We start from the raw sequence: 18,294 nt of genomic DNA on the forward strand, positions 1-18,294 counted from the left end.
CCGGGCCGGCGGGGGCTCAGGAGACGGCTCGGAGGGGTGAGGAGGGGGAGAGGGGGAGAGGGGGAGAGGGGGAGAGGGGGAGGGGGAGAGTGCTCGGCGGGATGGGGTGAAGGGTGCTCAGCGGGATGAGTAGAGGACGAAGACGTTCCCTGACGGGTCGCGGAGGACGGCTCTGATCTCGTGCGGCCCGGTCTCGGGCCCGCGCACCACCTCCGCGCCCGCCCCGGTCAGGTCCTGTAGGGCCCGCGTGAGGTCGTCGACCTTGTAGGACGGCGCGGTGACCTCTCCGGTCACCCGCTCCTCGGCGGCGACCAGCGCGACCGTGGCGCCCCCTCCGTCCAGGGCCGCGAACCGGTCGCCGTCGCGGAAGCGCACCGCCAGGCCGAGCGTGCCGGAGTAGAAGGCGATCGCCTTGTCCAGGTCGTCGACGGGGATCAGGACGTTGCCGAGCTTGCTCATGTCGGTCTCCAATGGGGTAGGTCGTCGACGAAAGTCACGCATACCGGCATGCCGATCCACACCCGCTCCGGTGCGCAGTCCACCACCCGGCCGAACGCCCTCACCCCCTCGGGCAGGTCGATCCAGGCCAGCACGTACGGCTCCCGCCCCCGGAACTCCGGGGCGGGCGAGCGGTGCACCACGGTGAAGGTGTGCACGCGTCCCTCGCCCGAGACGGGCTCGTAGGGAAGGTCGGCGCCGCCGCAGTGGGGGCACTCGGGAGCGGGCAGGTGCACCCGCCGGGCGCAGGCCGTACAGCGTTGAATGACCAACTCGCCGCGACGGCAGGCATCCCAGTAGGTGAGCGTGTCACTGGTCATCGATCGCCAAGCTAGCGCACGCTTGGTTCACTCACAAGGTGCCGTCCTCCGCGGATCCGTCCGGGACCGGCCCGCCGTCGGCGGGCCACTCCGTCCCGGAGGGGTCGGGGTCCGGTCCCGGCCCGCAGGGCGGGAGGTCGAGCCGCGCGTCGCGGGAGCGCGTGCCGCTCCCGGGGACGGTGGTGACCGTCACCACCCGGTGGACGTAGGCGCCGCAGCCGGGCGGCGCGGCGAACTCCACGGCGACCTCGCGCGTGTAGTCGGTCCGGCCGGACAGCTCCAGCACCTGGACGCCGCTGGTGAACCCGCCCTCGCCGCCGACGACCTGCTGGGCGGACCCCAGCCGCACGGTCACCGCCGAGGTGTCGCCGGTCCGCACGCGGAGGCGGACCGTGGTGCCGTCGAAGGAGACGATGTCCACGCTCTCGACCGGAGGCGACGGGCACGGGCCGCCGCTGACCCGCGCGGTACGGCTGCGCGGGCCGCCGGCGGCCTGGGGCGAGGTGGAGACCGTGACCCGCCGGTAGAGGGTCTGCCCGCAGGCCGGAGCGGTGAAGGCGTGCGGGACGCTCCGGGAGTAGGAGCCGGCCCCGGTGAGGGTGAGGCTGTGCGGGGGCGCCTCGGCGAGCCGGGCGGGATCCGGCCCCTCGGCGAACCCGACGCTCAGCACGACCTCCGCCGCGGTGGAGGCCCGCAGGGCGATCGTGGCGCCGCCGGCGTCGATCCCGGTGACCGCCAGGCCGCTGACCGTGTGCGCGGGCGGCGGCGTCCCCGTGGCGGTCGGGCCGGGCGCCCGGGAAGGGGTCCGCGACGGGGCCGGGGCCGGGCGGTCCGGGCGGCTGGGGTGGGCGCTCCGCGACGGGGGCGTGGCCCGGCCGGTGGAGGCGCTCCGTGCCGGCCCGGGGGTGGTGACCGGCTCCGGCGGAGGCGATCCCGGGTGCTTCCCGGAGGGCGCCTTCCCGGTGGAGGTCCTCCCGGTGGGCGTCGGCGGATCCTCGGCGCCGGGCGGGCGCTGCTCCGGAGTGAAGATCGTGTCGGCGGAGAGCCGGTCGGGGGCCCGGCCGGCGGCGACCAGGCCGACGGTGACCGCGACGGCGATCACCGCTGCCCCGGCCACGACCCGCGGGGCCAGCCGGGGGCGGCGTATCGCGCCCATGCGGCCGGCCACGCGCCGTGCGACCGGGACGCCGGCCCGGGGCGAGGACCCGGCCAGCGGGAAGGCCAGCGCCAGCAGCGTGGCCAGCTCGGCCAGGTGCCGCCGCCCGCGCTGCTCCCAGCCCGGCCCGTAGGCCGCCAGCGCGGCGGCCTCCAGCTCCGCGACGAACGCGGTGGCGGTCGGCGGCCGGTCCGCCGGGTCCTTGGCCAGGCCCCGGGCGACCAGCTCCCGCACCGAGCTCGGCACCGCCTCCAGCGGGATCGGCGCCGTCCGGTGCCGGCGCATGAGCACGGCGGGGCGGTCCGTCCCGTACGGCGCGCGCCCGGTGAGGCACTCGAAGAACACGCACGTGGCCGCGTAGAGGTCGCTCGCCGGGCCGGCCGGCGCCCCGGCCCACCGCTCGGGCGCGAGGTAGGCCGGGGCGCCCGCGGGCATGCCCGCCTCCCCGGCCGGGGAGGCGATGCCGAGGTCCGTCAGCTTGCCGGTGCCGTCCGCCTGGACCAGCACGTTCTCCGGCTTGCAGTCGTGGTGCGCGATCCCGGCGGCGTGGGCGGCGGCCAGGCCCGCCAGCGAGCCCCTGAGCATCGCCAGCGCCGCCTCGGGGCTGGTGGTGCCGTGCGCGGACAGGATCTTCCGGAGCGCGACCCCGTCCACCAGCTCCATCACGACCGCCGCGTCGAGCACGTCCTCGTAGTACTCGTGGAGGCGGACCACGTGCGGATCGCGCAGCTCCACCATGACGCGCGCGTCCTCACGCAGGCGCGCCATGGTCCCGGGGTCGTCCCGCAGCGCCGCGTCCAGATATTTGATGGCCACGTAGGCGCCGGTGGGGGCGTAGGTGGCCAGCACCACCCGGCCGCTGCCTCCGGCGCCGAGCCCTCGCACCTCGTGGTATCCCGGAACCATTCAGTCCCCCTCCGAGCGCCGTCGCTTGTTCGACGGTCTCACCCCGGTGGTCGGTTGTCATGGCCGGCGAACTTTGCCGGACGGTGACGGGGCGGTGGGCCCGGGTGACGGGCCGGGCCGCGTGTTAGGCTCTGGCCGACAACCAAGCAAGCGCTCGGGCGTTTGGAGGCCGTATGCCGGTCGATCTGGGGTCACTGGCCGCACCGGGGCACAGTGCGGTGCTGGTGATGGAGATGCAGCGCGGGGTCGTCGGCGATCTGGCGAGATTTCCAGATCTGGTGGAGGTGTGCGCGCGGCGGAACGTGGTGGCCAACGCCTCCTCGGTCCTGAGCGCGGCCCGTGCCGCCGGGATCCCGGTGGTCCACTGCACCGCCGCCTTCCGCGCCGACCGGGCGGGGTCGCACACCGCCAACTGCCCGTTCATCACCGCCCTGCTCAAGGACCCCGCGCACATGCTGGAGGGCACCGGCGCGATCGAGGTCCTGCCCGCGCTGCTCGACCCGGGCGACCTGGAGTCGCGCCGCTACCACGGCTTCTCGCCCTTCACCGGGACCTCGCTGGACACGACCCTGCGCTCGCTCGGCGTCTCGGCCGTCGTCGCGGTCGGGCTCTCCCTCAACCTCGGCATCCCCGGGCTCGCCCTGGAGGCCGTCAACCTCGGCTACCGGGTGGCGGTGGTGACCGACGCCGTGGCCGGGGTCCCCGACGACTACGCGCAGGCCGTACTGGCCAACACCGTCGGCCTGCTGGCCGCGCGGGTGACCGCCGCCGATCTCGTGGAGGTCTGGAGATGATGGAGGGCCTGCGGCTGGACGGCCGCACCGCGGTGGTGACCGGCGGGGCCGGCGCGATCGGCGCGGCCATCTGCCGCGACCTCGCCTCGCTCGGCGCCCGGCTCGTCGTGGCCGACGTGGACGGGGCGGGCGCCGCCGGGATCGCCGACGAGCTGAACAGCCAGTCGCTGGGACTGGGCGCGAGGGCCGGGGCGCCGAGCGGGCCCAGGGCGCCGGCCACGGCGCTGCCGGTGGATCTGACCGACCCGGGGTCCATCGCGGAGTTCTGCGGCGGCGCCGGGGCGCCCGACATCCTGGTGCACGGCGCCGGGGTGTCGGTCGTCGAGCCGTTCGCCGACAGCGACCCGGCGGACTGGGACCTGATGTGGCGGGTCAACCTGCGCGGTCCGATGCTCCTCACCCGGCTGCTGCTGCCCGGGATGACCGGGCGCGGCTGGGGACGCCTGATCTTCATCTCCTCCGACGGCGCGCGGGCCGGATCCGGCGGGGAGGGCGCCTACGCCGCGACCAAGGCCGGGCTGTTCGGCCTGGCCAAGACCCTCGCCCGGGAGGCCGCCCGGGCGAACGTCACCTCGAACGTGGTCTGCCCCGGGCCCACCGACACCCCCATGCTCCGCCGCGTGGACGCCGACCGGCCGGGGCTGGTGGACAAGCTGACCCGGAGCGTCCCGCTGCGCCGCCTCGGCACCCCCGAGGACGTGGCGGGCCTGGTCGCCTACCTCTGCACCGACAGGGCCGCCTACATCACCGGCCAGATCATGTCGGTCAGCGGCGGCATCACGATGCATTGAGGCTAGAGGGAGCCGTAGACGGCCTCGGCGAGGCGGTAGGCGCGGAGGCTGTTGGAGACCGCGCCGGCCATCTTGTTCATCGTGTAACCCATGCCCAGGCCGTGCTCGACGTCACCGAGCCCCAGGAACCCGCCCATGCCGGTGTGGCCGAAGGCGGACTCCGCCCCCGCGGTGGGGGTGAGGAAGGTCAGGGCCGGGCGCATGTAGCCCAGGCCGAAGGAACTGCCGACGTACAACACCCTGTCCGGGCCGTCGACCCGCCGCCGGACGGCCCCGGCCAGGGTCTCCGGGCGCAGGATCCGCCCGGCGACCAGGTCGCGGTAGAAGCCGGCCAGGCCCCGCGCCGTGGCGACGGCCCCTATCGCCGGCCAGCCCGAGCGGAGCATGACCGGGTGGTTGGCGCCCCCCTTCAGCAGGTGGATCGGCGGGTTGCCCAGCGCCCGGTTCATCAGGCTGTCCTTGTCGAGGACGGCCCTGGACATCTCCGCCAGCGGGTCGCCGGGTGGCGCGGCGGCTCCCGACACCCGCAGGACGGTGTCCGGGGCGGCCCCGGACGGCGGCGCCTGCGCGCCCCCCGCGGTCCCGGTGCCCTCCGCGGTCCCGGCGGTTCCGGCGGTCCCGCGCCGCTCCCCGGCCGACAGCCGCGCCGCCCGCGCCGCCACGTCCTGCGGCGCGCCGAACCAGAGTTCGAGCCCCAGCGGCGCGGCGATCTCGGCGGTCACGAACTCGCCCACGGACCTGCCCGACACCCGGCGGACCACCTCGCCGAGCAGGAAGCCGTACGTCAGCGCGTGATAGCCGTGCGCGGTGCCCGGCTCCCAGATCGGCGTCTGCCCGGCCAGCCGGTCGGCGATGGCGGCCTGGTCCTCGAACTCCTCCACCGGGACCGGCTCCTCGATCACGGGCAGCCCCGCCTGGTGGGTCAGCAGGTGCTCGACGGTGATCCGCTCCTTGCCGCCGCGGGCGAACTCCGGCCACACGTCGGCGACCGGCGCGGCGACGTCGAGCAGTCCGCGCTCGGCCAGCAGCAGCGCCGCCGTCGCGGTCACCGCCTTGGTGCACGAGTAGGTCAGCGCCGGGGTGCCGCGCTCCCAGGGCCGCCCGCTGTGCCGGTCGGCGACCCCGGCCCACAGGTCCACGACCGGCTCGCCGTCCAGGAAGACCGCGAACGCCGCGCCCAGTTCATCGCCGTCGGCGAAGTGTCCGTCGAACACCTCGCGCACCCGGGAGAACCGGGGATCGCACTGCCCGTGAACCGCCGTCATGACCGTCCCTCCATGAAAGTGAGCACTTGCTTGGTCACCGAGCCTAACAACTGGGGCCGTTTCGGCCCAGACGACCAGCGCGGCACGCTGAACCTGCTGACCCCCGCGACGGTCCTCACCGCGCTGGCCTCGGCCGCCACCGGCCAGGTGATCAGCCTGGCCATGCCCCTCAGGGGGGCCACCTCCTCATCCGCCCCCACGACGGTCCCCCACCTGCGCGGCCGCCCGCTGCCGCAGCATTTCATGTCGGTCGACGGCGGCGACTACGCGGCCGGGACCCGCCCGGTCGGCGCGGGTCTCCGCATGGCCGACGACGCCGTCATCGTCACCTGCCACGGCACCACGACCCATATGGACGCCCTGTGCCACATGTGGTCGGGGGAGGAGATCTACAACGGCCATCCCGCCGCCAGGGTCAGATCGTACGGCGCGGCCCGGTGCGGCATCGAGACCGTCGGCGGCGTCGTGGCCCGGGCCGTGCTCTTCGACGTCCCCCGCCACCTGGGTCTGGACCACCTCCCGGTGGACCTGCGCGTCTCCGGCGACCTGCTGCGGGAGATCTGCGACGACGTGCGGCCCGGCGACGTGGCCGTCGTCCGCACCGGCTGGCCCCTGGTCTGGGACAGCTCCCCCGAGGACTACTGGTCCGGCCAGCCGGGCCTGTCGGCCGACGCGGGCCGCTGGCTCGCCTCCCGCGACGTCGCGATGGTCGCCTCCGACAATGCCGCCATCGGCGGCCTCAACGCCCGCCAGCTCGCCGACGAGGGCCTGGAGGACGACCTCCACATGATCCTGCTCTGGCGGCACGGCATCCACCTGGCCGAGATGCTCTGGCTGGAGGAACTGGCCGCGGCGTGCGCCGGCCGTACGGGCGGGGACTTCGTCTTCGTCGCGGCCCCCCTCAAGATCGAAGGAGGCACCGGCAGCCCCATCAACCCCCTGGCGATCCTCTAGCGGTCCCAGGTCCGCGGCGGCCCCGGACGCGGGCGGCACTCAGTGGCCGGCGCCGGCGCCCCGCAGGAGAGTGTCCACGACCTGGACGGCGAGGGTGTCGGCGTCGCCCTCGCTCTGCGCGGCCTCGTGGATGAGGGCGTAGTAGACGCGGCGGGTCCATCGGAGATCGGCGTCGGGGCGCAGGACGCCCGCCGCCCGCGCGCGGCGGAACATCTCGTCGCACTTGTCCAGCACGGCGGCGTGGACGCGGGCGACCTCGGGATCACCCTGCGGGGCCCGGCCCATGGCGAACCCCCAGTCGATCTTGATGCGGAGGACGTTCGCGGTCACCTGGTGGAGGACGACCAGCGGCGGGGCGGTCGAGGAGTGGGCGGCGTCCACGGCCGCGCCGAACTGGCGGGTGGCCCAGGCCGTCATGGCGTCCACGAGCGCCTCGCGGGAGGCGAAGCGGCGGTGGACGGTGGTGCGGGCGACACCGGCGGCCTCGGCGATCTGCTCCATGGTCGCGGCGGGGTTCTTGCTCAGGACCCGCTCGGCCGCCTCCAGGATCGCCAGCACGGTCCGCTCGGCGTCGGCGCGCCGCGCCCGGCCGCCGTGGCCCGCCACGTCGCCCTCCGCCGCGCTCTGCGCCCTCATCACGGACTGGAGACTACACCAGAGACGCCTCTCCGCCATTAGTTGCAACATTCATGTTGCAACTACTATGTTGACTGCGTCTTGAGTGATGCAGATTCTGGAAAGGGGCTCTCATGGACATGGGACTGAGCGGGAAGACCGCCGTGGTGACCGGGGCCAGCCGGGGGATCGGGTTGGCGATCGTGTCCGCGCTCACCGCCGAGGGGGTGCGGGTGGTGGCCGGCGCGCGCACGGTCTCGCCCGAGCTGAAGGAGACCGGCGCGACCGCCGTGCCGGTGGACCTGTCCACACAGGAGGGTCCGGCGCTGCTGATCGGCGAGGCGCTGGCGGAGCTGGGCGAGATCGACCTGCTCGTCAACAACGTCGGCGGCGGCGACGGGGGCGAGGGACAGCTGGGCGGATTCCTCGGCTTCGACGACGGGCAGTGGCTGCAGGCGTTCGACCTCAACTTCCTCAGCGCGGTCCGCGCCACCCGGGCCGCGCTCCCCAGCCTCCTGCGGAGCCAAGGGAGCATCGTCAACATCTCCTCCAACGGGGCCCGGATGCCACACTCCGGCCCCGTCACCTACACCACCGCCAAGGCGGCGCTGACCGCGTTCGGCAAGGCCCTCGCCGAGGAGTTCGGCCCCCGGGGGGTGCGCGTCAACACCGTCTCGCCCGGCGTGGTGCGCACCTCCATGTGGGAGGACCCGGCCGGTTACGGCGCGGAGCTCGCCAGGTCGATGGGGCTGGAGCACGGGCAGGTGCTGGCGCAGCTACCGGCCTGGACGGGCATGACCACGGGCCGTCTCGTCGAACCGGCCGAGGTGGCCGCAATGGTCGTCTATCTCGCCTCGCCGCACGCCGCCAGCGTCAGCGGCGCCGACCACCTCGTCGACGGCGGGTCCGTCAAGACCGTCTGACCCGGGTACGGCGGGCCCCGGCGGACGGTGGCGGCGCCCCCGCCGGCGGAGCGCTCCGGCACGCCGGCGCGGGGCCCGGCCGGTCCGGAGCGGGATCATAGGGGCAATTCATCCCGAAACCGCACAGCACGGCATGATGTCCTCTGGCCGGTCACGGGGGCGGCCGCACGGCGGCTCCGGGCGGGCCACGTCAGGGGGAGACCATGGCCGGCATCGGACGGGTCCGGGAGGCGGCCGCCGGACGGCGGGGACGGCCCGCTCACCCGGCGGAACGGGCGCTCCCCGCGCCGGAGCCGCGGCGGCGGCGCGGCTGATGCCCACTCTCGACGTCCTGCAATGGGCGGTGATCCTGCTCTCCCTGTTCCTGGTCGGGTTCTCCAAGACGGGCGTCTCCGGCGCGGGGACGGTGGCGGTGGCGCTGTTCGCGCTCGTCCTGCCGGCCAAGCAGTCCACCGGAATCCTGCTGCCGCTGCTGCTGGTCGGCGACGTGGTCGCCGTGGTCGCCTACCGCCGCCACGCGGACTGGCCGAAGCTGGTCAGGCTCTTGCCGTGGGTGGCCGCCGGCGTGGCGGCCGGCGCGGTCGTCGTCCGCTGGGTCGACGACACGCAGATGAGACGGCTGATCGGGGGGATCCTGCTGGCGATCCTCGCCGTCCACCTGTGGAACCGGCGCCGCGGCCCCGAGGACTCCCTCGCCCACCGCAGGCCGGTGGCCGCCCTCACCGGGTTCTTCGCCGGCGCCGCGACCATGACGGCCAACGCGGCGGGGCCCGTCATGGCCCTCTACCTGCTGGCGGCGGGCCTGCCGATGCTGGGGTTCCTCGGGACCAGCGCGTGGTTCTTCCTCATCATCAACGCGTTCAAGGTGCCCTTCAGCGTCGCGCTGGACCTGGTCACCCCGGCCACGCTCGGGTTCGCCGCGCTGACCTTCCCGGCCGTCCTCGCCGGGGCGGCGGCCGGCCGCGTGGTCATCGGACGCATCGACCGCAGGCTGTTCGAGCGGATCACGGTGGCGCTCACGCTGCTCGCCGCGGTGCGCCTGCTCCTGTGAAGCCTCATCCACAGGCCACCGGCGGTCCGGCTCAGCTCCGTCCGGCGGCCAGCCGTGCCGCGCGGGAGGCGAGGTGGCGCCGTTCCGGCGCGCTGGTGGTGCGCCGGGCGGCGTCGCGGTAGGCGTCCGCCGCGCCGTCGTGTTCGCCGAGCAGCTCCAGGAGGTGGGCGCGGGTCGAGAGCAGGCGGTGGTGGCGTGCCATCCGCCTGTCGGACTCCAGGCCGGCCAGCAGGTCCAGCCCGGCGGCGGGGCCGTGCACCATGGCGACGGCGACCGCGCGGTTGAGGGTGACCATCGGGTTCGGCGCGAGCTGTTCCAGCAGCCCGTACAGCGCGAGGATCTGCGCCCAGTCCGTGGCGTCGACGTGCTCGGCCTCGTCGTGGACGGCGGCGATGGCCGCCTGGAGCTGATAGGGGCCGACCTGCCCCCGGGGCAGGGTCCGGCTGATCAGCTCGATCCCCTCGGCGATGAGCCGGCGGTCCCACCGGCCGCGGTCCTGCTCGGCCAGCGGCACCAGGTCGCCGTCGGGACCGGTGCGGGCGGGGCGGCGCGCGTCGGTGAGCAGCATCAGCGCCAGCAGCCCCGCCGCCTCGCCGTCGTCGGGCAGCAGGCGGTGCAGCATCCGGGTGAGCCGGATCGCCTCGGCCGACAGCGCCGGCGCGGTCAGGTCGGCGCCGTCCGTCGCGGTGTATCCCTCGTTGAAGATCAGGTACAGCACGTGCAGCACCGCGCCCAGCCGTTCGGCGCGGTCGGCCGCCTCGGGCATGCGCAGCGGGGTGCCGGAGGTCTTGATGGTCTGCTTGGCCCGGCTGATGCGCTGGGCCATGGTCGCCTCCGGGACCAGGAAGGCCGCGGCGATCTGCGCGGTGGTCAGGCCGCCGACGGCGCGCAGCGTCAGCGCGATCCGGCTGGGCTCCGACAGCGCCGGGTGGCAGCACAGGAACAGCAGCGCGAGGGAGTCGTCCCGGTCGGTGCCCGGATCGGCGTCGGCGGCCCGGCTGAGCAGCTCCGCCTGCGGGGTGGCCAGGGCGATGCGGTCCTCACGGCGCCGCCGCGCCTGCTCGCTGCGGACCTGGTCCACCAGCTTGCGCGAGGCGACGGTGATCAGCCAGCCCCTCGGGCTGTCCGGCATCCCCTCGGCCGGCCACTGGAGCGCGGCGGCGAGCAACGACTCCTGGACGGCGTCCTCACACGCGTCGAAGACGCCGTACCGGCGGACCAGCGCGCCGAGGACCTGCGGCGCGAGCTCGCGCAGCAGGTCCTCGACACCGCGGTCCACGCTCACATGTCCGCCGCGGACCCGTGCAGGACCGGCCAGAGCTCGACCGGATCCACGTCGGCGAAGGGCATGTCCGCCGCGATCTGCTGCGCGCGCTCCTCGCTCTCGCAGTCGAACAGGTAGAAGCTGGCGATGTACTCCTTGGTCTCCAGGTATGGCCCGTCGGTGACCGCCGGGGCTCCACCCTCACGCCGCACGAGCCTGGCGTTGGCCGCGTCCGCCAGACCGTAGGCGCCCAGCAGCTCCCCGGTCTCCCGATACTTGGCGTTGAACGCCTCCTGCCTGGCGATGGCCTCCGGCCACGCCTCGGCCGGGAAGGAGTCCCATTTGGCCTGGTTGCCATAGATCATCGCTACGTACTTCATCCCGGGTGTCCCCTCGATCGCGCGCGCCCTGCCGGCGCGCTGTCACCTCTCGGTCGGAGCCGGAGACAGGCCCTCGACATCCGGTGACAAAATACTCGAAATTCTCTCCCGTGCCGCCGACGGGACCTCGGTCCCCTGAGCGGCCCGGAGGGACGGTCCACGGTCCCCGCCCTCCGCCCGGACCCATGGGACCGGGACGGAGCAGCCGGGAAGGTCCGGGCCGGTGGACTCCGGCGGGTCAGACCTCCTTGAGGAACCCGGCGTCGACGGCGAAGTCCGCGCCGGTCGTGCTCGCCGAGCGCGGCGAGGCGAGCAGGGCGATCACGTCGGCCACCTCCTGCGGCTCGACGAGGCGCCCGGTCGACAGCTTCATCATCTCCGGTGCGACGCTGTCCATCACGCTGTCACGGTCGGTGCCCGCCTGGGCGGCGATGATGTCGGCCGCACCGCCCTCCTCGGTCCACCACGCCGTCCGCACGGGCCCCGGCGAGACGGTGTTCACCCGGATGCCCTGCGGGGCGAACTCCTCCGACAGCGCCTTGGTCAGGTTGTTCAGGCCCGCCTTGGCGGCGTTGTAGTCGACGTTCATCGGGGCGGGCAGCCGGGCGCTGCCCGAGGAGACGTTGACGATCGAACCGCCGCCCCGCCGGAGCATCGGCGGGATGGCGGCACGGATGGCACGGACGACCGAGAACAGGTTGAACTCGAACATCACCCGCCAGTCGTCGTCGGTGGGCGCCAGGAACGAAAAGCGCGGCAGGGCGACGCCGGGCGGCGGACCGCCGGCGTTGTTCACCAGGATGTCGAGCCCGCCGAACTCCTCCACCGCACGTGCCACGACCTGGCCGGGCGCCTCGGGGTCCATCAGGTCGACCGGCACGTGGAGCAGCCCGGCGCCGCCGAGCGCCTCCAGCTCCGGGGTGCTCTTGCGCGAGGCGGCCACGACGCGGACCCCCTCGTCGAGCAGGGTGCGCGTGACGGCCAGGCCGATGCCCTTGGAGGCGCCGGTGACGACCGCGACGCGGCCGGAAAGCTGCAGATCCATGGTGTGCTCTTCTCCTCGTCAGCCCCTTCCGGCTGGAAGGGGAGCTTCATGGGGCAAAGCTACGGCGGGCGTGCGGCCCGTCCCCGGCGAGCTTCAGACCAGTAATTTCAGCTGAATTCGGACCTGCAATCCGGCGCGGCCGCCCCGGCACATCGACGGCCGAAATACGCCAGCGCCGCGAGTCGCCGCTGGCCAAGGTGGGGCGTCGCCGGCGCGGGCCGGCGATCAGACGCTGGAGACCCCCACATGCCGACCATCACGCCGCCTGCCTGCCCGCCGTGCCCTCCCGGCTCGCGCGGAGTGCCGGACAGGGACCGGAACCGTTGGCGGGCCCTGCCGGTGGTGCTGACCGCGGTCTTCATGACCACGCTCGACTTCTTCATCGTCACCGTGGCGATCCCCTCCACCCGGCGGGATCTGCAGGCCGGTGCGGCGGCGATGCAGTTCGTGATCGCCGGATACGGGCTGGCCTACGCGGCCGGGCTGATCCTGGCCGGGCGGCTGGGCGACCTGCACGGACCCCGGCGTGTCTTCACCGCCGGACTGGCGCTGTTCACCCTGGCCTCGGCGGCCTGCGCGGCGGCGCCCACCGCGGGCGCGCTGGTGGCCGCCCGGGTCGGCCAGGGGCTGGCGGCGGCGCTGCTGGCGCCGCAGGTGCCGGCGCTGCTGACGGTGTTGTACCCCGGCGCCGGCCGGGCCCGCGCGTTCGGCTGGTACGGCGCCACGGTCGGCCTGGCCGGGGTGAGCGGCCAGTCGGCCGGCGGTCTGCTGGTCGCCGCCGATCCGGCCGGGCTGGGCTGGCGCACCTGCTTCCTGGTCAACCTGCCGATCGGGCTGGCCGCGCTGGCCCTGACCCCGCTCCTGCTGCCCGGGGCGGGCCGTCCCGGGCCCGACGACAGACGCCCGGGCCGGCGGTGGCGGGGGCTGGACGGGGCCGGGGCGCTGCTGCTGGCCGCCGGGCTGCTGGCGCTGGCCGGGCCGCTGAGCGTGGGCCGTGAGCAGGGCTGGCCGGCCTGGACGTGGCCCGCTCTGGCCGCCGCCGTACCGTTGCTGGCCGGGTTCGCCCGCCGGCAGCGCCGGCGGGCCGCGGCCGGCCGGGCCCCGCTGCTGGATCTGGCGATCTTCCGGGAGCCGGGGTTCGCGCCGGGGCTGGCCGCGGTGCTGGCGCTGTTCGCCGGCTCGGCCGGGCTGCCGTTCGTGCTGGCGCTCTACCTGCAGGACGGCCGGGGGCTGGCGCCGCCGGCCGCCGGCGGGCTGGTCACCGCGCTCAACGCCGGATTCCTGGCCGGCTCGGCCGTCGCCGGGCGGCTGGCCGGCCGGTTGGGCCGGCGGCTGCCGTGCGCCGGCGGCCTGGCGCTGGCCGCCGGGCTGGCCCTGCTGTATCACGCCGCCGCGGGTCCGGTCGGATGGCTGGCGGCCGGACTGGCGGTGGCCGGGACGGGGATGGGATGGGTGATGTCGCCGCTGATCGCGTCAGTGCTGGCCGGGGTGCGTGATCGCCATGCCGCGGTGGCGGCCGGAGTGCTCGGCACCGTCCAGGAGATGGCGGGCGTGCTCGGCGTCACCGCCGTCGGCGCCGTCTTCTTCGCGGTCCTCGACGGCGGGGCCGCCGCGGCCGGGGTGGCCGGGGCGGCCCGGACGGGCCTCGCCGACTGGGCCGGCGCCCTGCGGGCCGGTCTCGCCCTGCTGATCGTCTTCGCCCTCGCCATCCCGGCCCTGGTGAGACTGCACTCCGGAGCGCGCTCCAGGCGCTCCCGCCGGGAATGACCGGGAACGAGGGATCGAGGCGGCCGGTCATCACCGTGACGGCACCGTGGTCCACGCCGGGCCTGACCCGGAGCATCGGCACGGACACGGTGCCGGCCGCCTCCGGCGCGATGAACAGCGGCCGGCCGCGCGGCCGGACGGCGGGCCTCGCGGGCGGGACGCATGGGACACAATCGGTTCCGTGCAGTTCGGCATCTTGGGGCCGCTGGAGGTCCGGACGGTTGAGGGTGGAGCGGTCTCCGTCGGGGGGCCGCGGCCGCGTGCGCTCCTCGCGCTGCTCCTGCTCGAGGCCGGCCGGCTGGTCAGCGTGGACCGGCTGATCGACGGCCAGTACGGCGACGATCCGCCGGCCGGGGCGGCCAACGCGATCCAGGCCCACGTGTCCCGGCTCCGCCGCAACCTCCCCCCTGACCTGATCGAGTTCCACGGGGCCGGATACCGGGTCGCGGTCGACCCCGACGACGTGGACGCCCACCGCTTCGAGCGGCTCGCCCGCGAGGGGCGCCGGCTCCTGGCCGCGGGGCACCACGAGCGCGCCGCGAGATCGCTCAAGGACGCGCTGGAGCTGTGGCGAGGACCCGCGCTGGCGGACGTGGCCGAATCGCCCTTCGCGCCGTCGCAGGCGGCCCGCCTGGAAGAGATACGGCTGGCGGCGCGGGAAGACCTCGTCGAGGCCGAGCTCGCGCTCCCCGAGGGCACCTCGACGGCCGAGCTGCGGCAGTTGGTGGCCGCGCACCCGCTGCGCGAACGGCTGCGCGGCCAGCTCATGCGGGCGCTGCACGCCGCCGGGCAGCAGGCGGCGGCGCTGGCCGTCTTCGACGAGATCAGGCGGCTGCTGGCCGACGAGCTCGGCGCCGACCCCTCGCCCGAGCTCGCGGCACTCCACCTGGCGATCCTGCGCGGTGAGCGGGCGCGCGGGCAGGCGGCCCGCCACCGGCTCCCCGCGCAGCTCACCAGCTTCGTGGGCCGCGCGACGGAGCTGGAGCGGATCGACTCGCTCCGGGACTGCCGGCTGGTCACCCTGACCGGTCCCGGCGGCACCGGCAAGACCAGGCTGGCGGTCGAGGCGGCCCGTCGCCGGGGGCAGGACACGTGTTTCGTCGACCTGTCCCCGCTCGACGACGGCGGCCAGATCCCCCAGGCGGTGCTGGGCGCGCTCGGCCTGCGCGAGGCGGGGCTGCGGCCACCGGACCTCGGCCGGTCCGACGCCGCCGACCGGCTCGTGAGCGCGCTGGCCGACCAGGAGATCCTGCTCATCCTGGACAACTGCGAGCACGTGATCGCGCCGGCCGCGGCGCTCACCCGCCGGCTGCTCGACGCCTGCCCGGGGCTGTCCATCCTGTCCACCAGCCGCGAGCCGCTCGGGCTCACCGGCGAGATGCTCCTACCGCTGTCGCCGCTGGCCGTGCCGCCCCCGGGCACGGACCCCGAGGACGCGCTCGCCTACCCCGCGGTGCGGTTGTTCGCCGAGCGGGCCGCCGCCGTACGTCCCGGCTTCACGATGCGGCCCGAGGTCGCCGAGATCTGCGTGACGCTGGAGGGGTCGCCGCTGGCCATCGAGCTGGCGGCGGCGAGGGTGAGGTCGTTCACCGTGGAGGAGATCGCCGCGCGCCTGAACGAGCACGGCCGGTTCACGCTGCTGTCGCGTGGCGACCGCACCGCGGCGCTCCGCCACCAGACGCTGCGCGCGGTGGTGGAGTGGAGCTGGAGCCTGCTCGGCCCCGAGGAGCAGACGCTGGCCAGGCGCTTCTCGGTGTTCTCCGGGGGCGCGTCCCTGGAGGCGGTCGAACGGGTCTGCGGGACCGGCGAGGTGCTGGCCGATCTGGTGGACAAGTCCCTCATCGAGGCAAGTGACGGTCGCTACCGGATGTTCGACACGATCCGCCTGTTCTGCGCGGAGCGGCTGGCGGAGGCCGGGGAGGGGGAGCGGCTGCGCGACGCTCACGCCGCCTACTTCCTCGACCTGGCGCAGCGCGCCGAGCCGTGGCTGCGCCGGGCCGAGCAGCTCCGATGGCTGGCCCGGCTCTCCGCCGAGCACAGCAACCTGCAGGCCGCGCTGCGCCACGCCACACAGGGCGACCCCGAGACGGCGCTGCGGCTGATCGCGGCCCTGGCGGCGTACTGGTGGCTGAGCGGGCGGCGCGGTCAGGCGGCCTCGTCGGCGCTGCGGCTGCTCGAACGGTTCGGCGCCGGGCCGCCCGAGGCGCTGGACGAGGAGTACGTCATGTGCGTGCTGCAGGCCGTACCGCATGTCCCGCCGGAGCAGTGGGCGCGGGCCGAGGAGATCATGCGGTCACTGGACCGGGAGCTGCGGCACCCGTTCGCGAACGTGCTGTGGGGCATGGTCGCGGGACCGTCGGATCCGGAGTCCACCCTGAGGCGGGGGCGGCTGCTCGGCTCCGACCCGTGGAGCCGGGCCGTGTCCATGCTGGGGGAGTCCCTGGTGCACCTGCTCGACGGCAGGGTGATCGACGCCGAGCGGGGGCTGGAGTCGACGCTGTCGGGCTTCCGCGCCGCGGGCGAGCGCTGGGGGACGGCGCAGGGGCTCGAATGGCTGGGGCTGATCTCCAACTGGCGGGGCGACTGGGCGCGGGCCAGGCGGCTGTGGGGACAGGCGCTGGACCTGCACGGACAGCTCGGCGCCCTGGACGAGATGGCGGATGTGCTCTGCCGCAGGGCCGGCGGGCTGCTGCGCGAGGGCGACCTCCCCGCGGCCCGCGCCGACCTGCACCGCGCCGCCGAGCTGGTGCGCAGGACGGGCACGTCGCACCGGTCATCCCTGGTCGAGCTGGGATGGGGCGAGCTCACCCGGTTGTGCGGCGACCACGCCGAGGCGCGCGAGCACTACACGGCGGCGCTGGAGGCCGTCAACCCCGGCACCTACGCCGCCGAGGGCATCAGGCCGCTGGTGCTCACCGGGCTGGGACGGCTGGCCCAGGCCGAAGGCGACCTCGCCGAGGCCAGGGACCGCCACCGCGAGGCGCTCTCCCTGGCCCGCGCATCGACGGCGGTGGCGACGGATCTCGCCGAGGTCGTCGAGGGGCACGCCGGGCTGGCCCTGCTCGAAGGCGCCGCCGGGCGGGCGGCGTTCCTGCTCGGTGTGGGGGTGGCGCTGCGCGGCATGGCCGTCACCGGCGACCGAGACGTCGCCGGGACCGCCGCGGGCGCCACGGAGCTCATCGGCGCGCAGGCGTTCGCCGCGGAGTTCGCCAGGGGCGCCGCGCTGGGCCGGGAGGAGGTGCTGACAGTCCTCCCCTGACTGTCAGCCGACTGTCTCCGGCCTGTCAGCGTCCCCGGCGAAGCTCACGGACATGACAGACACCAACGTCCTGATCTCCGGCGCCAGCATCGGCGGTCCCGCGCTCGCCCACTGGCTCGTCCGCTACGGCTACAACGTGACCGTGGTCGAGAAGGCCCCCGCCCTGCGGCCCGGCGGGCAGGCCGTCGACTTCAAGGGCGAGACGCACCTCGCCGTGCTGGAGCGGATGGGCGTCCTGGAGGACGTGCGGCGGCTGCAGACCGGGGGGACCGACCAGGAGTTCGTCGACGCGGACGGCCGCACGCTGGCGGTGATGCCCGGCGAGTTCACCGGCGGCGAGCTTGAGATCATGCGCGGCGACCTGGCCCGGCTGCTGTACGACAGGACCGCCGCCGCCGGGTGCGAGTACGTCTTCGGCGACTCCATCACCTCCCTCACCGAGACCGCGGGCGGCGTGCACGTCACGTTCGAGCGCGGCGCCCCCCGGACCTTCGACCTGGTGGTGGGCGCGGACGGGATCCACTCCAACGTCCGGCGCCTGGCCTTCGGCCCCGAGTCCGACTACGTCCGCTTCCTCGGCCACTACTACGCCCTGGTCGATCTCCCCGCGGGTTTCGAGAACGCCGCGAAGATATACAACGAGCCGGGCAGGATGGTCGCCCTCGGCGGCCCCAAGTCGCCCGCGTTCTTCGTCTTCGCCTCGCCGCGGCTGGACTACGACCGCTACGACACCGAGGAGATGAAGCGGATCCTGATCGACGCCTACGCCGGGATGGGCTGGCGCACCTCCGCCGTCATCGAGGCGGTACGGCACGCCGACGACTTCTATCTCGACTCGATCAGCCAGGTCCGGATCGACCACTACGCCAAGGGCCGCGTGGTGCTGCTCGGCGACGCCGCCTACGGCAACACGCTGGGCGGCTTCGGCAGCGGGCTGGCCATGGTCGGCGCCTACGTCCTGGCCGGCGAGCTCGCGGCGGCCGGAGGAGACCACCGCGTCGCCTTCCGGCGCTACGAGGAGGAGTTCCGCGACTACGCCAAGGTCGCCCGGAACGGCAACGCCGGTCCCTTCCTCGCCCCCGGCACGCCGGGCCGGATCCGGATGCGGAACTGGATGTTCAAGTACGGCTTCCTGCTGAAGATCATGATGAAGATGACCGACAGGTTCGCCACCAACATCACGCTCAAGGACTACTCGGCCCTCGTGCCGCGGTGACCCCGGACGCCGGGCGGACCGTCCGGGCCCCGCGCTCCCGGTCCGCCGGGGCCGTGCCCGGCGGGCCTCTCGGGGCGCCGCTCCCCGGGG

Annotated in this window: 16 protein-coding genes; 8 read left to right on the forward strand and 8 right to left on the reverse strand. The window is 74.8% G+C overall.

All coding sequences use genetic code 11. The features are described 5' to 3' along the window. Window positions 1-117: 117 nt before the first annotated feature. From ACZ6R6_RS00290 to ACZ6R6_RS00300, 3 genes are read right to left on the reverse strand one after another with little or no spacing between them, the layout of a single operon-like run. Window positions 118-459 carry a VOC family protein gene (locus tag ACZ6R6_RS00290; RefSeq protein ID WP_470088906.1) on the reverse strand — a complete coding sequence of 114 codons (342 nt, stop codon included), beginning with the start codon at window positions 457-459 and terminating at the stop codon, window positions 118-120. After that, a complete protein-coding gene (locus tag ACZ6R6_RS00295) occupies window positions 456-818 on the reverse strand; it encodes a Zn-ribbon domain-containing OB-fold protein (RefSeq protein ID WP_470088908.1) in 363 nt (120 codons plus the stop codon). The genes ACZ6R6_RS00290 and ACZ6R6_RS00295 overlap by 4 nt, the downstream gene beginning before the upstream one ends. A gap of 31 nt (window positions 819-849) precedes the next feature. Continuing rightward, window positions 850-2,880, reverse strand: a complete 2,031-nt coding sequence (locus tag ACZ6R6_RS00300; protein WP_470088910.1) for a serine/threonine-protein kinase — start codon at window positions 2,878-2,880, stop codon at window positions 850-852. Between the two features lie 173 nt (window positions 2,881-3,053). Between ACZ6R6_RS00300 and ACZ6R6_RS00305 the strand changes: the two genes are divergently transcribed. Next, the gene (locus ACZ6R6_RS00305; RefSeq protein ID WP_470088911.1) at window positions 3,054-3,674 is read left to right on the forward strand and encodes a cysteine hydrolase family protein; all 621 of its coding nucleotides are present in this window, start codon (window positions 3,054-3,056) and stop codon (window positions 3,672-3,674) included. After that, window positions 3,674-4,465 carry an SDR family NAD(P)-dependent oxidoreductase gene (locus ACZ6R6_RS00310; RefSeq protein ID WP_470089500.1) on the forward strand — a complete coding sequence of 264 codons (792 nt, stop codon included), beginning with the start codon at window positions 3,674-3,676 and terminating at the stop codon, window positions 4,463-4,465. Before ACZ6R6_RS00305 ends, ACZ6R6_RS00310 begins: the two co-directional genes overlap by 1 nt. A gap of 2 nt (window positions 4,466-4,467) precedes the next feature. Here the strand turns inward: ACZ6R6_RS00310 and ACZ6R6_RS00315 are convergent, their stop codons facing one another. After that, entirely contained in the window at window positions 4,468-5,730 is a 1,263-nt protein-coding gene (locus ACZ6R6_RS00315) for a serine hydrolase domain-containing protein (RefSeq protein ID WP_470088913.1), read from the reverse strand. 30 nt (window positions 5,731-5,760) lie between these two features. On the opposite strand from ACZ6R6_RS00315, the gene ACZ6R6_RS00320 reads away from it, so the two are divergent. Beyond that, entirely contained in the window at window positions 5,761-6,684 is a 924-nt protein-coding gene (locus tag ACZ6R6_RS00320) for a cyclase family protein (protein ID WP_470088915.1), read from the forward strand. A gap of 39 nt (window positions 6,685-6,723) precedes the next feature. Here the strand turns inward: ACZ6R6_RS00320 and ACZ6R6_RS00325 are convergent, their stop codons facing one another. Then, complete coding sequence (locus ACZ6R6_RS00325; RefSeq protein WP_470089502.1) at window positions 6,724-7,320, reverse strand: TetR/AcrR family transcriptional regulator; 597 nt, start codon at window positions 7,318-7,320, stop codon at window positions 6,724-6,726. A gap of 113 nt (window positions 7,321-7,433) precedes the next feature. Between ACZ6R6_RS00325 and ACZ6R6_RS00330 the strand changes: the two genes are divergently transcribed. Both ACZ6R6_RS00330 and ACZ6R6_RS00335 read left to right on the forward strand, forming a co-directional pair. Continuing rightward, window positions 7,434-8,222, forward strand: a complete 789-nt coding sequence (locus ACZ6R6_RS00330; RefSeq protein WP_470088917.1) for an SDR family NAD(P)-dependent oxidoreductase — start codon at window positions 7,434-7,436, stop codon at window positions 8,220-8,222. A gap of 313 nt (window positions 8,223-8,535) precedes the next feature. After that, window positions 8,536-9,273, forward strand: coding sequence for a sulfite exporter TauE/SafE family protein (locus ACZ6R6_RS00335; RefSeq protein WP_470088919.1), 738 nt, complete (start codon window positions 8,536-8,538; stop codon window positions 9,271-9,273). 31 nt (window positions 9,274-9,304) lie between these two features. Here ACZ6R6_RS00335 and ACZ6R6_RS00340 read toward each other — a convergent pair whose 3' ends face one another. The 3 genes from ACZ6R6_RS00340 to ACZ6R6_RS00350 all read right to left on the reverse strand — a co-directional run bounded on the left by ACZ6R6_RS00340 (window position 9,305) and on the right by ACZ6R6_RS00350 (window position 11,962). Then, window positions 9,305-10,552: an RNA polymerase sigma factor gene (locus ACZ6R6_RS00340; RefSeq protein WP_470089504.1), complete on the reverse strand. Its 1,248-nt coding sequence runs from the start codon at window positions 10,550-10,552 to the stop codon at window positions 9,305-9,307. Window positions 10,553-10,554: 2 nt separating this feature from the next. Then, entirely contained in the window at window positions 10,555-10,917 is a 363-nt protein-coding gene (locus ACZ6R6_RS00345) for a YciI family protein (RefSeq protein ID WP_470088921.1), read from the reverse strand. 238 nt (window positions 10,918-11,155) lie between these two features. Beyond that, window positions 11,156-11,962: an SDR family NAD(P)-dependent oxidoreductase gene (locus tag ACZ6R6_RS00350; RefSeq protein WP_470088923.1), complete on the reverse strand. Its 807-nt coding sequence runs from the start codon at window positions 11,960-11,962 to the stop codon at window positions 11,156-11,158. A gap of 246 nt (window positions 11,963-12,208) precedes the next feature. On the opposite strand from ACZ6R6_RS00350, the gene ACZ6R6_RS00355 reads away from it, so the two are divergent. The 3 genes from ACZ6R6_RS00355 to ACZ6R6_RS00365 all read left to right on the forward strand — a co-directional run bounded on the left by ACZ6R6_RS00355 (window position 12,209) and on the right by ACZ6R6_RS00365 (window position 18,204). Beyond that, a complete protein-coding gene (locus ACZ6R6_RS00355) occupies window positions 12,209-13,729 on the forward strand; it encodes an MFS transporter (RefSeq protein WP_470088925.1) in 1,521 nt (506 codons plus the stop codon). Between the two features lie 181 nt (window positions 13,730-13,910). Then, complete coding sequence (locus tag ACZ6R6_RS00360) at window positions 13,911-16,988, forward strand: AfsR/SARP family transcriptional regulator (RefSeq protein WP_470088927.1); 3,078 nt, start codon at window positions 13,911-13,913, stop codon at window positions 16,986-16,988. A 52-nt stretch (window positions 16,989-17,040) separates the two neighbouring features. After that, entirely contained in the window at window positions 17,041-18,204 is a 1,164-nt protein-coding gene (locus ACZ6R6_RS00365) for an FAD-dependent monooxygenase (RefSeq protein WP_470088929.1), read from the forward strand. Window positions 18,205-18,294 lie beyond the last annotated feature (90 nt).

The sequence above is a fragment of the Streptosporangium sp. NPDC048886 genome (genome assembly GCF_055586905.1).

Excerpts from the sequence above, each read along its gene's own strand:
- ACZ6R6_RS00290 (WP_470088906.1), bottom strand. The coding sequence starts at position 459 with ATGAGCAAGCTCGGCAACGTCCTGATCCCCGTCGACGACCTGGACAAG.
- ACZ6R6_RS00295 (WP_470088908.1), bottom strand. The coding sequence starts at position 818 with ATGACCAGTGACACGCTCACCTACTGGGATGCCTGCCGTCGCGGCGAG.
- ACZ6R6_RS00300 (WP_470088910.1), bottom strand. The coding sequence starts at position 2,880 with ATGGTTCCGGGATACCACGAGGTGCGAGGGCTCGGCGCCGGAGGCAGC.
- ACZ6R6_RS00305 (WP_470088911.1), top strand. The coding sequence starts at position 3,054 with ATGCCGGTCGATCTGGGGTCACTGGCCGCACCGGGGCACAGTGCGGTG.
- ACZ6R6_RS00310 (WP_470089500.1), top strand. The coding sequence starts at position 3,674 with ATGGAGGGCCTGCGGCTGGACGGCCGCACCGCGGTGGTGACCGGCGGG.
- ACZ6R6_RS00315 (WP_470088913.1), bottom strand. The coding sequence starts at position 5,730 with ATGACGGCGGTTCACGGGCAGTGCGATCCCCGGTTCTCCCGGGTGCGC.
- ACZ6R6_RS00325 (WP_470089502.1), bottom strand. The coding sequence starts at position 7,320 with ATGAGGGCGCAGAGCGCGGCGGAGGGCGACGTGGCGGGCCACGGCGGC.
- ACZ6R6_RS00330 (WP_470088917.1), top strand. The coding sequence starts at position 7,434 with ATGGACATGGGACTGAGCGGGAAGACCGCCGTGGTGACCGGGGCCAGC.
- ACZ6R6_RS00335 (WP_470088919.1), top strand. The coding sequence starts at position 8,536 with ATGCCCACTCTCGACGTCCTGCAATGGGCGGTGATCCTGCTCTCCCTG.
- ACZ6R6_RS00345 (WP_470088921.1), bottom strand. The coding sequence starts at position 10,917 with ATGAAGTACGTAGCGATGATCTATGGCAACCAGGCCAAATGGGACTCC.
- ACZ6R6_RS00350 (WP_470088923.1), bottom strand. The coding sequence starts at position 11,962 with ATGGATCTGCAGCTTTCCGGCCGCGTCGCGGTCGTCACCGGCGCCTCC.
- ACZ6R6_RS00355 (WP_470088925.1), top strand. The coding sequence starts at position 12,209 with ATGCCGACCATCACGCCGCCTGCCTGCCCGCCGTGCCCTCCCGGCTCG.
- ACZ6R6_RS00365 (WP_470088929.1), top strand. The coding sequence starts at position 17,041 with ATGACAGACACCAACGTCCTGATCTCCGGCGCCAGCATCGGCGGTCCC.